Source organism: Pseudoalteromonas sp. P1-7a (assembly GCF_001401855.1).
Lineage (GTDB): Bacteria > Pseudomonadota > Gammaproteobacteria > Enterobacterales > Alteromonadaceae > Pseudoalteromonas.
Genome location: NZ_LKDU01000011.1, coordinates 100,295 through 114,411 on the forward strand (window position 1 = coordinate 100,295; position 14,117 = coordinate 114,411).

The following is a 14,117-nucleotide window of genomic DNA, read 5'->3' on the forward strand; positions in this document are numbered from 1 at the left end:
CTCCTCCTATATAAGAATGCCTTATGAGTATTGAAAAAGCCTTAATCGAGCGCAGCAATAATCAGTGTGAATTGTGCAGCGCAACCGAACACTTATCTGTTTACGAAGTACCTCCTGTTACCGAAACCCACTCAGATAAATGCATTTACACCTGCCAAACCTGTAAAGATCAAATAGAAAACAACAGCGAGCTTACCCCAACACATTGGCACTGTTTAAACGACAGCATGTGGAGCCAAACGCCTGCCGTACAAGTGGTAGCCTATAGAATGCTTACACGCTTAGCTGTTGATAGTGGCTGGGCACAAGATGCGCTAGATATGATTTACCTTGAAGAAGACACACTTGCGTGGGCCAAAAAAGCCCTTGCTGAAGATGACGATATAAAACATGTAGATAGTAACGGCGTAGTACTTCAAGCTGGCGATACCGTTACGCTAATTAAAGACTTAGATGTGAAAGGCAGTAGCTTGACCGCCAAACGCGGCACAGCAGTACGCAACATAGGCTTAACAAGTAACCCTGAGCATATTGAAGGGCGTGTAGAGGGCCAACGCATTGTTATTTTAACTAAGTTTGTCAAAAAATAGCTTTATGCTAAGGCGCATTAGCGCCTTTTTATGCCTTAAAAATTAAGCCATGATTAAGCTCCCTCCCCCTACACTTACCAGCAATACAGGAATAAGGAGCGCAAGCATGGCTAAACATCAATTGAGGTTTCAACAACGCATATTTACAAGCTTAGGTTTATTAGCACTAAGTGCATTCACATTAGCGGGCTGTGAAAAACCCGCTAACGAGTCACAATCTACAGCACAAGAAAAAAACGTGATGGGATTGACCGCTCAAGTAAGCTATAAAGATCGCAGTATGCCACGCCCAGGGTCGCAACTGATCGTAACGCTATCGGATGTATCAAAAGCAGACGTAAAAGCCGAAATAATCACCCAACAAATCCTAGATATAAACAAAGCGCCACCGTATACCGTAGAGCTTGCGTATGATGACAACAACATTGTTGATAAACACCGCTACAGCCTCACAGCCAGAATCATTAATAAAGACAAGGTTCTTTATACCAGCACAAGGCAGTACAACCCTTTTAAAAATGCAAAATCAGGGATCCTTCACGAAATTGAGCTTGAAAGAGTCGCCTCACCTAAAAGTGATGTAACGCTTGCAAATACATACTGGAAGGCAGTGACAATTAATGCACAAACAGTCAGTGTAAGAACAAAAGAGCCGTTCATACAATTTGATAAAGACAACCGTGTTAACGGCTTTTTAGGATGTAATAACGTCAGCGGCAGCTACAGTACAGAGCAACATTCAATATCGTTTAGCCAATTAGCAAGCACAAAAAAAATGTGTTCGCAAAGCATGGAGCAAGAAGCAGCGATGTTAAACATGCTCAATAACACACAAAAATGGGCTATAGAAGGCGAGTCTTTAGAATTAAAAGATAGCAGTGGCAACACGCTTGCCACCTTTAATGCGGTCTATTTTAATTAAGTAAAAGCCCAGTTAAACTGGGCTTTTTAGTGCGCGTATTTAAATACTCTCACACACTATTCATCTACTAACTGCTCGCTTCGGTAAAAGCCGCTAGGTTTACTTAAAAGCTTAACAAGCTCAGGTAGCACGTTATCCATTGTTTGCTTTAATTTCCAGGGCGGGTTAATCACTATCATACCTGAGGCAGTCATACCGTGTACGTCAGTGTCAGCCTCAGTACCTAGTTCAAATAATTGAATATTACGCATGCTCGACTCAATCAGACCTTGCTCCATATTATTGATACGCTCTCTATCAACAACAGGGTACCAAATCATATAAGTACCTGTAGCAAAACGCTGCTGCGCCTTTATCAGCGTGGTAACAACTGTATCGTAATCGTCTTTAATCTCGTAAGGCGGGTCAATAAGTACACATGCTCGGCGCGAAGCAGGCGGAAGTAACCCTATTAATCCGACAAAACCGTTTTCGCCACGTACGCGAATAGAACGCTTACCTTGCATGTTTTGCTCAAGTAACTGCAAATCGCGCGGATGTAATTCAAAAAACCAGCCTTTGTCTTGGCGGCGCAGGTAATGCTCAGCAATTTTTGGCGAACCGGGGTAAAACGCCAACTCATCCCCATCATTAAACGATTTAATTAATGAAATATAATCGTTTAGCGCCTCGTGCTCACTGCTATGCTGCCAAAGCTTAGCAATGCCCTCTTTGTATTCTTGTGTTTTTTGCGCATCTGATGAACTTAACTCAAAAAACCCCGCACCAGAGTGGGTATCAATGTAATCGAGGGGTTTATCTTTAATGGTTTGATATTGAAGTACCTGTGCAAGTACTAAATGTTTAAGCACATCGGCAGGGTTACCTGCATGAAAAGAGTGTCTGTAACTAAGCATGGATGATTTTCGCTATACGCAATTTAATATCGGCAGTGAACCACAAGCTCCGTATTTTGGCAACCTATTCACCGCTAAGCGCGCAGTTAAGTGAACCATTTATGAACAAAAAAGCCCCTACCCTGAATTATCACTTAATAAACAATAAAATTGTGCTAAAACCACCGTAAATGCTGGCAAAACAACACACTTTGCTTTACATTTGCATGACATTAATTACAGTTATATGAGCGCCTTTATGAACAACACAACTCTTCAACAACTCGAACAACTGATTGACTCGCTTATCGAGCGCAACAACCAATTACAAACGGATGTTGCTAGCTTAAAAGAGCAAAATGCAAAGCTAAGTGATGAAAACGAAATTTTACAACTAGAAGCCCTTGAAAACGAAGAAAAGCAAAAAGATGCTAGCTCTACGTTAACAGGCTTACTTGATAAACTACAAAGCGCACAACAGGCAAGCTAATGTCTGAGCTGCAAAACCAGCGGGTCACAGTTGAGTTGCTAGGTAAAGAGCAGCAGTTTGCATGCCCTGTTGGGCAAGAAGATGCATTAATAGCAGCAGCAAAAAATTTAAATGACTTGGTTGAGCAAACAAAGCAACGCTCATCAGTTCGCAACGAACAACAAGCGATACTTTTAGCAGCACTCACACTTAGCCATGAGTTACTAGAAGCTAAAACGCACGCCAGTGTAGAGCAACAACAGCAAGATCAACTCATTGATAAACTCAGCCAATGCTTGGCGAGTGACCCAACAAAAAAATAAAAAGCGCCCCGTGCGCTTTTTGTTTATTATGATAATAAATAAATGCTGCGCAGAGACACACAATGACGTTAAAACCCCTTTTAGTAACTGTAATCCCCGCTCTTTTTATTACCCTTAGCCTATTTTCTCAATCTACTCAGGCAGCGGTTACTTGGCAGCAAATTAACGACAATGTGCAATTTTTAAAACAACAAAATAAGCTACGCTTTTACGATTCAAACCAAGTGCTCATAGAGGGCGAACAATGCGCACTAATGGTTGATGCAAGCGGGAACTTTGCAGCCGTTGAAGCACTGGCAAAACAGTTAAAAAAACGCCTTAAAACCCCGTTATGTTATTTAGTAGCGACCCACTTTCATGACGACCACTTGCTAGGCATGGCCGTATTACAAAACGCCTTTCCAAAAGCACAGCTAATAGTGCATAAGCAAGTAGCCGATAACTTTGCCACATACCAGCAGGCGTACGATGATAAGTTAGCAGGCTATGAAAAAAGTATAGAACTGAGCTATCAGCGCTTAGCCACATTGCCCGAACAACAGCAAACACAGTGGCGCGAAAAGCTCTCTTTAGCTAAACAGCGTTTTTTACGTTGGAAAACCTATAACTTAGAATCACCTACAACTGTAATTAGTGAGCCACAAAGTATTGATTTAGGGAACTTTGCCGTACAAATAAAGCCCGAAAAAGCCCATACAAACGGCGATTTAACGCTCAGTACCAATAATGGCGCGCTGCTAATAGGCGGCGATATTGTGGATTGGCTACCCTACCCTGGTCACGGTCAATTACAAAATTGGCAAGCCCTACTCAAACGCTATATTAATCAGCCTAATTTGCGTACAATACTTCCCGGCCACGGCGAGGTGCTTAAAAAAACGCAACTTCAGCAACCTTTATTGTTTTTAACAAATTTAACTACCCATGTTAAAAACAATAAAAAACAATCACTTGATGAGCTAATCAACAGTTTCCCTGTGGATGTATTAGCGCCGTACAAACAAGAAGCGTTAAATACAAAATCGAGCCAATTATTTTTACAAGCAGGGCTCAAGCGCGCTCAATTAACTCAGCACACGGAATAGTGTTAACAAATAAAGGTACTTTTAAAAGAGATGATAATTCGCGGATTGTGTTTAATTTTTGCGTGTATTTTAATGTTTGGTTGCAGCTCCACAGAAAATGCAGAGCCTGTTGAAGCACCACAGATTTTCACTCACTTTGAGCCAAGCTACGAAAACCAAATTGACCTTGAGCCAGCAGAGCCAAAACAATTACAACAAGCAAAGCCTGCCCCGCCGGTAAAAGCAAAAAAAAACGTTGTAAAAAAACGCCTCGCGAAAGCTAAAAATCTATGGGTGCATATTGCCAACAACCTACATTTTACGGTGTATCAAAATCGCGCCTTAAAAAAGCGCATTAACTGGTATTTAAAACAACCTAACTATTTACCCACTGTAAATAAACGCGCCGCGCCTTATTTGTACCATATAGTAAAAAAAATTGAGCAAAAACGCCTGCCTATGGAACTGGCTTTATTGCCTTTTGTAGAAAGTGATTTTAGACCCACCATTGCTTCGTCGCAGCAAGCGGTAGGCGTTTGGCAGTTAGTGGCCGCCACCGCACATCATTTTGGGGTTAAATCCGATCAGTGGTATGACGGACGACAAGATGTACTTGCTTCCACCGATGCCGCACTTGAATACCTTAGCTATTTACACAAACGCTTTGATGGCGACTGGCTTCACGCACTAGCGGCATATAACAGTGGTGAAGGCCGAGTTAAACGAGCCATTGAGCGAAATAAAAAACGCGGTAAAAGTACCGATTATTTTTCTCTAAAGCTGCCAAAAGAAACGGCCGACTACGTGCCTAAACTGTTAGCGCTAAGCTACTTAGTAAAGCACCCGCAAAAAGGCTTTAAGCGCCCTAAACTTGCTAATAAACCAATAACAACCCTAATGAACATTGGCCAACAGTTTGATTTTTCGGTCATTGCTAAGCTCTCTGGGGTTGGCTCAAAACAGTTGCACGCGCTTAACCAAGGTTATTTAAAAAATCAGAGTTCACCTAATGGTCCCCATTCATTGCTTTTACCTATTGGCCAAGAGGCACTGTTAAAAAGTCAGTTTTTTAAGTCTAATTTTGCAGGCGAATACATCGTTAAAAAAAATGATACGCTATACAGTATTGCAAGGCGCTTTAGCATGTCGGTAAGCGCGTTAAAGCAGCTCAATGGCAAACAAAATAATATGATAGGGATAGGTGAAAAACTGTTTGTTGGACAGCCTAAAACGCTCCCCAAATCGCTCACTATAGATTATCAAATTAGTCCATATTTGGAGCCTCAAGAAGTCGTGATCCCAACCATAGAAATAGACTATGAAGTAAAACAAGGCGATAGCTTGTGGAGCATTAGCCAGCTTTACGAAGTGCCGCACAGCGATTTAGCTAAATGGAACAACTTAAGTGCCTCAAGCATTTTAAAGCCTGGCACGCAATTAACGCTATTTATTCCCCAGGCAGAACAACCCAAGCAACCGCAGCAAAAACAAGATTTACTGCAAGATCTACAAAAATCACTTATTCAACCACGCTGAGTTTATAAAGCTCGGTATTTCGCGTAAAATCGGCGTTTAACTTAGTCAAAAACTTAAAGAGACAAGCATGCAAATTAGCAAAAATTCAGCAGTTGAATTTCATTACACCTTAAGCGAAGCGGGCGAGCAACTAGAAAGCAGTGTAAACCACGCGCCGCTTAGCTATATTCATGGCAGCGAAGGCATGCTTCCTGGCTTAGAAAAAGCCCTTGAAGGCAAAGCTGCGGGCGATAAGTTTAGCGTAACACTTGAACCTAGCGAGTCATACGGTGAGCGCGTTGACGATTTAATTCAGCGTATTCCACTTAAGCACCTACAAGGTGACGTAAAAGTGTGGAAACCAGGTATGACTGCGATGGTGCACTCAAACCAAGGGCAGCACCAAGTAACATTAGTTAAAGTAGGCCGCTTTAATGCAGATTGCGATTTAAACCACCCGTTTGCAGGCAAAACGCTAACGTTTGATTTAGAAGTGGTATCGGTTCGTGAAGCAACCAGTGAAGAAATTTCGCATGGCCATGTTCACGCAGAAGGCGGCTGCGGTCACTCTCACTAGTCACATCCCTAAAATTAGGAGCAAGTATGTCTAAGGTTGCTATTGTTACAGGCGGTACAAAAGGCATTGGATTAGCAGTTGTAAAGCGCTTTATTGAAAATGGCTACACGGTGCACAATTTAGATATTGAGTACAGCGAGCTAGGTACTTTTCACCAATGCGATGTGAGTAATGTTAGTGCTGTAAAAGCATGTATTACGGCCATTTGTAATCGAAGCCCGCGCATAGATGTACTTGTTTCTAACGCTGGTAAACACCTCAGTGCTAGCATAGAGGATACCGATGAGGACACCTTCGATGCGTTATTTGCATTGAACGTGAAAGGGGCCTATGCGGCTGTACAAAGTGTACTACCAAGCATGAAAGCGCAAAACAATGGCGCCATTATTTTAATAGCCTCAGATCAGGCAATAATTGGTAAACCTAACTCGTTTGCCTACAACCTGACAAAGCATGCTCTGGCTTCTATGGCAAAAACCACAGCGCTTGACTACGCGCAATTTAATATTCGCGCAAATGCGGTATGCCCAGGGACAATAGAAACCCCTCTATTTCATAACGCCATAGATGCTTATTGTAAAAAAAGCGGTGCTAATAAGGCAGATATAGTGGCAGAAGAGGCAAGCCTTCAACCCCTAAACCGCTTAGGCCAAGCTGATGAAGTTGCCGCGCTAGTTAGCTTTTTAGCAAGTGATGATGCAAGCTTTATAACCGGTAGCCTGCAAAGTATAGATGGCGGCTATACAACACAATGAGCACATGCCGATGAGCCAAAAAATTATTGACCCCCACGTGCATTTTTTTAACCTTGCCGAGGGGCAATATACCTGGCTGCAAGGCGAAAACCCACCAGCATGGCCAAATTTAGAGTTAATAAAACAACCTATTAGTGAAAAAAAGCTAATAGGGAGCAGTGACTTTACCCTCGCCGGTATAGTACATATAGAGGCTGGTTTTGATAACAACGCCCCCATTAACGAACTCAATTGGCTAACGGCGCATTTAAAAAAGCTCCCCTTTAAAGCCATTAGTTACGCACAGTTAGATTGCGTACCTGTGCAATTTGAAAAAGCAATTAACGACCTTGCACACCCGCATTTAATCGGCATACGGGATATAACCGAAGGCGCAGACGCACAGCGATTATTTAACCCCGCTTGCTTTGGTAATTTGCAAACTCTTTGCCAGCAAGGGCTGCATTATGAAGCGCAGTTTGAGCTTGAAAATACTGTCGTAGCCGCTCAGCTTGCTCGTTACGCTAAGGCGCTGCCTCAGCTAAAAATAATAATAAACCATGGCGGCTTACCTAATAATATTAATAACTGGCAACAAAGCATTCGCATGCTAAGCGCGTACACTAATATAGCGATTAAGTTTTCGGGTTTTGAGCTTTTAGCGTTAAATTTACAACAGCAGCAATACTGTTTTGACACTTTGTTCTCGTACTTTGGCGAGCAGCGTATTATGTTTGCGAGTAACTTTCCGGTTTGCCAAATTAACGCAAGCTATAATGATGTTTGGCATAGCCATCAAGCCTTATGCAAAACAAATAAAATATGGCATAACCTCAGCTACGCAAATGCTAAGCATTTTTATAATATGTAGGGCGTGTTGATCTATATTAAATTTAACCACTTACTTAAATGCGGCAATGACTATGACACTACATTCGCGATTATCAGCCCTTGGCATCTTTACTATTTTAAGTGGTTGCGCGTCTAACACGCAGCCTACTCCTAAGCTGCATCATGCCTTACTTACCGCGCCAAATAGCCAAGCAGCTTCGCGTGTTATAGAGCGCCTAATGCATATAAAAAACATAAAACTTGCTGACGATGTATTTATGCACTCCAGCACCTTTACTCTTAAAAACACTAACCGTAGCGATATAACGGCTAATCAGCAGCGCAACTTTCCCGATCAATTTGAGCTAATGATAAACAATAACCGCTGCTATATACGCCACCTTGATAGTAAAGCCACCGCTGAAATAAACAGCGTTACGTGTTCAATTAACCCTTCTAATTAATCCCTTAAAATATTCAAGCGTTATTGCTCATAGGTATTAGGTGCGGTCACACAGCTATAAAGAAGCCGGTAAGTGAGCTATCACTTACCGGCTTTTACTTTTAAACAATAGTATTTAAATAACGCTTAGGCTATTTAATTTCTACACGCTGCGAGCGCATAACAATCTCATCGTTTAATTCAATGCCTAAGCCTGGCTCTTCTGATACTTCAAAAAAGCCATTTTTAGGTTGTGGATCTTGTAAGCACAGCTCTCGGTTCCACTTTTTAATGGCATAAGTATGATGCTCATGAATCAAAAAGTTTGGAATAGCGGTTTCTAAATGCAATGATGCGGCAGTCGCAACGGGACCACCACATACGTGCGCCTGAATACGCACATCAAAAATATCGGCGTAGTCACATACTTTTTTAGTTTCAGTAAAACCACCGCATAAACCGATATCAGGCTGTAGTACATCAATGCTTTGATCTTCTAAATAAGGGCGCACACCCCAGCGGTTGTATAAACGCTCGCCACCAGCAATGGGCACGGCCACTTTATCGGCTACTTTTGCATGTAAAGAATGATTTAAGTAGTTAACGGGTTCCTCGTAGTACATACAATCAAACTCTTCGGCTATTTCGCCAATTTGAATAGCAGAAGTTGCGCCAGGCAAGCTGTGGCATTCAAAAATAATATCCACTTCATCACCCACCGCTTCACGTATAGCTTGCATACGCGCACGGTATAACTTCATTTCACCACGAGAAATAATTTTAGTGCGGTCGTAATATGTATTCCCGTCTTTATCGTATTGAATAGGGTCAACTTTAACTGCATCATAGCCTTCGCCAACCGCTTTTAACGCTGCTTCTGCGTATTCTTGCGGTTGTACTAGCGCTTTAAACTCGCTGTCCCAGTCAAACTGTAGCTGCGATGCGTAAGTACGTAGTTTATCGTTTACTTTACCGCCCAGTAGTTGATACACAGGTAAGCCAAGTGCTTTACCTTTTATATCCCAAAGTGCTGTATCTATGGCGCTCATCGCTGCATACACAACAGGGCCGCCACCTAAACCCCAAAAGCTTTCGCGTAACATACGCGACCATAACTTTTCGGTTTGAAATGGGTCGTGCCCAATTAAAAAAGCATCAGCCATTTCTTTTATCATTGCTGCCGCTGCGCTGTGGCCTAAATCGTAAGCTAAACCAGCTTCACCTACACCACTAATACCTTCATCGGTATGAATACGTACAAAAACCGGCGTCCAAGCTGGACGCTCTGGGCAATGAATATCAAATACTTCTACGCGATTTACTTTCATTAAAATTCCTTATTAGCCACGCAGGCTATTGTGCAAAACTGGGATCAAGTCGGTACGCTTTTCGTAACATGGCAGGCCACGCTAATTGCCCGCCTGTACTGCCACTATGTACCACATTAGCTTGGTTATAAATATTGTCGATAATTGGCTGTGGCACCGGTATAACCTCTTGTGAACTGGCTTGTAATGCAAGCTGAATTTCGCAGGCTCGTTGCAAGTCATAAAAACGCATAAAAGCATCGCCTACGGTTGGGCCTACGGTTAAGCCACCATGATTTACCAATAGCATATGATTGGTACTGCCTAAATCATCTTGTAATACTTTGCGCTCGTCATCATTTACAGCTAACCCCTCGTAGCCATGGTACGACAGCGAAGGGAGCGAAAACATAGAATATTGGCTTAGTGGCAATAGGCCATTTTTTTGTGTCGCAACGGCAATGGTTTCTTTGGTATGTAAGTGAATAACACAGTGAGCATCTTCACGCACTTCGTGAATGGCGCTATGAATAGTAAACCCCGCAGGGTTAATACTAAACGGAGTGTCATCAATAATATTGCCGTGCAAATCAACCTTTACCAGGTTTGATGCGGTTACTTCGTCGAACGTTAAGCCAAATGCATTTACAAGGTAGTGATCAGTCCCTGGTAAACGTGCCGATAAATGCGTGTATATTAAATCCCCCCAACGAAAATGCTCTACTAATCGGTAGCACGCTGCTAAATCTACGCGCAATTGCCACTCTTGCTCCGATACTTTATTTTTTAAATCTAGTTGGGGTAAATCAATCATAATCAGCCTTTTAAAATACGTACAACAACACAAGTACGAATAGATGTTTAGAAGTCTAAAGCAGTATTAATTTTATAGCAAACACAAACAAAACAGCCACACAAATGTGTGGCTGTTTACGCTTCGCTTTAATTTAAAACGATAATACGTTTTTAAACGCGGTGCTTTATTTTACCTTTGAAAGGTAGTCTGCAATCGCTTCAAACTCTTCGTCCGTTACTGTTGCAACCATTGCTTTCATTGCCGCGGTCATACCATTACTACGTGCGCCCGATTTAATATCTTTCATTTGGGCCACTAAATAGTCTTTGTTTTGACCATTAATTTTAGGGTATGCGCCCATAATAGGTGCTTTACCTTCTGCACCATGACATGTTTGACACATTTTTTGGGTGTAAAGGGCTTCGCCATCAGCAGCGGCGGCGTTAAACGAAAAACTTGCGGCTAAACTAATACCCGCGCCTACTATTAGTGCTTTCATCTTGCTCATTATATTCACTCTTCTTTTTGACGGTTAGAAAATAGTCTATTGATTGTAGTAAACAATCTGGTAAAAAGCATACGTATCAATTTACGTTAGGCGATCAAACAAACATGACTACGTTTTCAGCCATTGTTGTTAACTGTAGCAAACAATACTGAACAGACACTTACCATACTAAATCATCTGGTACTTCAAAGTCTGCATAGGGGTCGTCTTCGTCTTTTGGTTTGTTTTCAGGTTCAACATGAAAAACAATGTACTTTTCATCAACTTCTGCGACTTTACGCGCCGGTTCATCATCAAGTACGTAAAACTGCCCTTCCAGTACACAAATAGCTAAACGGCCACCCGATAACGCTTTTTGGGTTTTCTCGTTTACGTCTATCCCTTTTACTTTGTTGTCGTAAGTAAAATTAAAGGTACGCTCACCGCGGATAGAGTCTTGGTTATGGTGCTCAAGTATTTGCTTAACACGAGCAACTTGCTCACGTTGCTTAAGCTCTTCTTGGCGCGACTGGTTAAGTTCTTCAGCCTTTTTTTGCTGCTCTAATTTAGTTTGCTGTATATGCTTTTGCAGATCACTTGGGTTACTAGTAGCCCCCTTTTTTTGCTTTTTTTGTTGCTTACGTTTTTCTGACTTAGCAACTTTAGCTTTGTGCGATGTTGTTAACCCTGCTTGCAGCAATTGGTCTTGTAATGAACCCATGGCTTTGTTCCACTAAAAACTTATATTAGGTTTATTTTAATCACCAACGACTACAAATAACAGTGCTATTAGCATTAATCTAGCAAAGGGCTGAATATACACTTTGATTTAGCGCAATTGTTAATGATTTAACCTATGAAATATAAGCCATTTTTCATATACTTTGGCTAACTTATCAGCTTATATTTTAAGCCTAACAATGCGCTTTGCTCACTTACTTATTTGCTCGGTGTTTATATTTTTTGTGCTGTACGCACCTCAGCCTTTATTAAACTTATTTGCTAACGAATTTAGCGTGCCCCCAGCGCTTGCTGGCAGCTTAATGAGCGTAACCATGCTGCCTTTAGCAATAGCTCCTTTTATTTATGGGCTTTTTTTAGCCAAGCAAAACCCACTTGTTATTTTACGTATTGCTATGTTTATTTTAGGGGGGAGCTGCATACTGTTTACAGCTGCGCCCAGTTTTGAGCTATTACTTTTGGTGCGTTTTATACAAGGCTTAACTTTACCTGCCGCACTTACCGCGATGACGAGCTACATTGGTATACGCTACAGCGCAAATGCCTTACAAAAAAATATGACCTTATACATAGGCAGTACCATAGCTGGAGGTTACTTTGGCCGAGTATTGGCGGCGTTATTTAGTGATGTGTGGCATTGGCAAAGTTTTTATTATGTTATTTCGTTTGTACTTATTGGCCTAGCTATAAATATAAAGCCTACGGGCTTTGTGATACCTGTTATGCCAGCACATACGCCGCTAACGTATATTAAACAGCTAAAAGATGCCGCAGTATTAAAATTGTATGGTGCCGTTTTTTGTATGTTTTTTTGCTTTGCGGCCTTATTAAATTACCTTCCGTTTATTTTGCAACACACCTTTTTAATTACAAATACTCGCGATATAGGTTTAGTGTACAGCGGCTACTTAATCGGTGCTTTAGCCTCTATTGCCACACCTTGGCTTGCTAAAAAAGCGCCTTCGCCTTGGCATTTACTGGCTGCGGTTTTTATCGTATATAACTTAAGCATAGTGTTACTTATAAGCCAGCAACTGAGTGTGTTTTTAATCGCATTTACGATATTTTGTGCTGCTATGTTTGTTATTCACTCAAGTGCAGCCCCGCTTGTTAACAAGATTAGCAAGGCACCTGCAAGTGTAACAAATGGCGGGTATGTATCGTTTTATTACAGCGGCGGAGCGCTGGGCTCGTTATTACCAGGTATTGTTTATCAGCACTCAGGGCAAACTGCATTTATGCTTTGCTTACTGAGTGTGTGTTTTATTGGTTTAGTCTTAGTCACGTTAGGCTATCGAGAAGGTAAAAACATTACCCGAGGCTGATGCCCTGTATGCTTAAAAAATATGTTTAAATCATTTTTTGTAAGCAGCCAAGTTTGGGTGTTTTCAAACGGGTGACAATGAAACAGCTCATTAAACCAAATATCTTGATCAAGCCACAAAGTGACCTTGCTTTGTTTGTCGTTTGCCAGAGCAAGCATAGACACACAGCCTGGTTGTACTTTTAAATACCGCGCTAGGCGCTCACTTGAAGCAAACCCCAACCGAGAAAGCCCTTGTTGCTTAGATAAGGTTTTTAAATCGAGTTGTTTGTCGTGTGCGGTGATCACTAAAAAGTGATTTTTTCCTTCATTATCACGCAAAAACAAATTTTTAAGTCGCGTACCTGGGCGTTCTACCATAAATGCATCAGCATCTAAACTAGTATGTAACGCAGGATGTTCTATCACATCGTAATTTATACCTAATTGCGCTAATAGCTGCGCAAGCTTTGCTTTATCGGCCAACATACTACAAACAACGCCCTCTTAGCTGCACACTTAAGTCTCGCCACAATACTTGTGTAATTTCGTGTTTATTTTCACAGTAGTTATTTTCACTTAGGGTTTGATTTAAAAACCTGACGGCTTCATCCTCCAGCTTAAGTTTTAATACACTGGAGTCTTCGAAGTGTTCTTGTTCTATGTAACGTTTTACATCAGAGCGGCTCGGTCTTTTCTCGCCTCGTCCGCCGTTATTTAAGTTTATGTTACTACGGTGCTTGGCCTTAACCGAAACAACATAAGCAAATACTTTATTACCCTGCTCATCTACGTTTTCATAAAACTGTTTGTTATTTATTTCATAAGGAGGCGCTTCATTACTTACACAGCCGGCAAGCAGCAAAGCAAGTATACAGATACTTTTTTTCATTGTTTTTGTCGTTTCGCGAGGTATTTTTCACGAGTCTATCAAAAATAAACGATAACAGTTAAATATTGCTAAAAAATACTTGACCAATTTTATAAAAATATTTAAAGTTCACCCCGCTTGGAACTCAGCAACCAAGTAATTACAACTATGTAATTTAGGAATGTGGGGCTATAGCTCAGCTGGGAGAGCGCCTGCCTTGCACGCAGGAGGTCAGCAGTTCGATCCTGCTTAGCTCCACCACTTTCCTAC

At 41.6% G+C, this 14,117-nt stretch carries 18 protein-coding genes and 1 tRNA gene; 12 read left to right on the top strand and 7 right to left on the bottom strand.

Annotation, left to right across the window (positions count from 1 at the left end; all coding sequences use genetic code 11):
• Positions 1-23 precede the first annotated feature (23 nt).
• Together AN389_RS09325 and AN389_RS09330 are read left to right on the top strand one after the other, a co-directional pair.
• A complete protein-coding gene (locus AN389_RS09325; RefSeq protein WP_055014683.1) occupies positions 24-590 on the top strand; it encodes an alkylphosphonate utilization protein in 567 nt (188 codons plus the stop codon).
• Between the two features lie 106 nt (positions 591-696).
• Positions 697-1,512: an META domain-containing protein gene (locus tag AN389_RS09330; protein WP_055014682.1), complete on the top strand. Its 816-nt coding sequence runs from the start codon at positions 697-699 to the stop codon at positions 1,510-1,512.
• Positions 1,513-1,568: 56 nt separating this feature from the next.
• Here AN389_RS09330 and AN389_RS09335 read toward each other — a convergent pair whose 3' ends face one another.
• On the bottom strand, positions 1,569-2,408 hold the full coding sequence (locus AN389_RS09335; RefSeq protein ID WP_055019687.1) for a 23S rRNA (adenine(2030)-N(6))-methyltransferase RlmJ: 840 nt from the start codon (positions 2,406-2,408) through the stop codon (positions 1,569-1,571).
• 238 nt (positions 2,409-2,646) lie between these two features.
• Between AN389_RS09335 and zapB the strand changes: the two genes are divergently transcribed.
• From zapB to AN389_RS09375, 8 genes are all read left to right on the top strand, one after another.
• Positions 2,647-2,877, top strand: a complete 231-nt coding sequence (gene zapB, locus AN389_RS09340) for a cell division protein ZapB (protein WP_024031454.1) — start codon at positions 2,647-2,649, stop codon at positions 2,875-2,877.
• The gene (locus AN389_RS09345; RefSeq protein ID WP_055014680.1) at positions 2,877-3,179 is read left to right on the top strand and encodes a cell division protein ZapA; all 303 of its coding nucleotides are present in this window, start codon (positions 2,877-2,879) and stop codon (positions 3,177-3,179) included. Before zapB ends, AN389_RS09345 begins: the two co-directional genes overlap by 1 nt.
• Before the next feature lie 62 nt (positions 3,180-3,241).
• Entirely contained in the window at positions 3,242-4,264 is a 1,023-nt protein-coding gene (locus tag AN389_RS09350) for an MBL fold metallo-hydrolase (protein WP_055014679.1), read from the top strand.
• Between the two features lie 30 nt (positions 4,265-4,294).
• Entirely contained in the window at positions 4,295-5,779 is a 1,485-nt protein-coding gene (locus AN389_RS09355) for a LysM peptidoglycan-binding domain-containing protein (protein ID WP_408003054.1), read from the top strand.
• Positions 5,780-5,846: 67 nt separating this feature from the next.
• Complete coding sequence (locus AN389_RS09360) at positions 5,847-6,335, top strand: peptidylprolyl isomerase (protein ID WP_024031457.1); 489 nt, start codon at positions 5,847-5,849, stop codon at positions 6,333-6,335.
• A gap of 26 nt (positions 6,336-6,361) precedes the next feature.
• Positions 6,362-7,090 carry an SDR family NAD(P)-dependent oxidoreductase gene (locus tag AN389_RS09365; protein WP_055019688.1) on the top strand — a complete coding sequence of 243 codons (729 nt, stop codon included), beginning with the start codon at positions 6,362-6,364 and terminating at the stop codon, positions 7,088-7,090.
• 10 nt (positions 7,091-7,100) lie between these two features.
• Complete coding sequence (locus AN389_RS09370; protein WP_055014677.1) at positions 7,101-7,940, top strand: amidohydrolase; 840 nt, start codon at positions 7,101-7,103, stop codon at positions 7,938-7,940.
• Between the two features lie 52 nt (positions 7,941-7,992).
• Positions 7,993-8,364 carry a hypothetical protein gene (locus AN389_RS09375; RefSeq protein ID WP_055019689.1) on the top strand — a complete coding sequence of 124 codons (372 nt, stop codon included), beginning with the start codon at positions 7,993-7,995 and terminating at the stop codon, positions 8,362-8,364.
• A gap of 130 nt (positions 8,365-8,494) precedes the next feature.
• On the opposite strand, the gene AN389_RS09380 is transcribed toward AN389_RS09375, so the two are convergent.
• The 4 genes from AN389_RS09380 to AN389_RS09395 form a co-directional block, all read right to left on the bottom strand.
• Positions 8,495-9,670, bottom strand: coding sequence for a mandelate racemase/muconate lactonizing enzyme family protein (locus AN389_RS09380; protein WP_055014675.1), 1,176 nt, complete (start codon positions 9,668-9,670; stop codon positions 8,495-8,497).
• Positions 9,671-9,695: 25 nt separating this feature from the next.
• Positions 9,696-10,463: a class II aldolase/adducin family protein gene (locus AN389_RS09385; protein ID WP_055014674.1), complete on the bottom strand. Its 768-nt coding sequence runs from the start codon at positions 10,461-10,463 to the stop codon at positions 9,696-9,698.
• 166 nt (positions 10,464-10,629) lie between these two features.
• Complete coding sequence (locus tag AN389_RS09390; RefSeq protein ID WP_004587649.1) at positions 10,630-10,953, bottom strand: c-type cytochrome; 324 nt, start codon at positions 10,951-10,953, stop codon at positions 10,630-10,632.
• 160 nt (positions 10,954-11,113) lie between these two features.
• Positions 11,114-11,653 (bottom strand): DUF2058 domain-containing protein, encoded by a 540-nt coding sequence (locus AN389_RS09395; RefSeq protein WP_004587650.1) that lies wholly within the window; start codon positions 11,651-11,653, stop codon positions 11,114-11,116.
• A 199-nt stretch (positions 11,654-11,852) separates the two neighbouring features.
• On the opposite strand from AN389_RS09395, the gene AN389_RS09400 reads away from it, so the two are divergent.
• Positions 11,853-12,998: an MFS transporter gene (locus tag AN389_RS09400; protein WP_055019690.1), complete on the top strand. Its 1,146-nt coding sequence runs from the start codon at positions 11,853-11,855 to the stop codon at positions 12,996-12,998.
• Here the strand turns inward: AN389_RS09400 and AN389_RS09405 are convergent.
• Entirely contained in the window at positions 12,965-13,465 is a 501-nt protein-coding gene (locus tag AN389_RS09405; protein ID WP_055017946.1) for a prolyl-tRNA synthetase associated domain-containing protein, read from the bottom strand. The genes AN389_RS09400 and AN389_RS09405 overlap by 34 nt on opposite strands.
• A gap of 1 nt (position 13,466) precedes the next feature.
• Positions 13,467-13,868: a hypothetical protein gene (locus tag AN389_RS09410; protein WP_055019691.1), complete on the bottom strand. Its 402-nt coding sequence runs from the start codon at positions 13,866-13,868 to the stop codon at positions 13,467-13,469.
• A gap of 164 nt (positions 13,869-14,032) precedes the next feature.
• Between AN389_RS09410 and AN389_RS09415 the strand changes: the two genes are divergently transcribed.
• Positions 14,033-14,108 (top strand) — tRNA-Ala (locus AN389_RS09415).
• Positions 14,109-14,117: the final 9 nt, after the last annotated feature.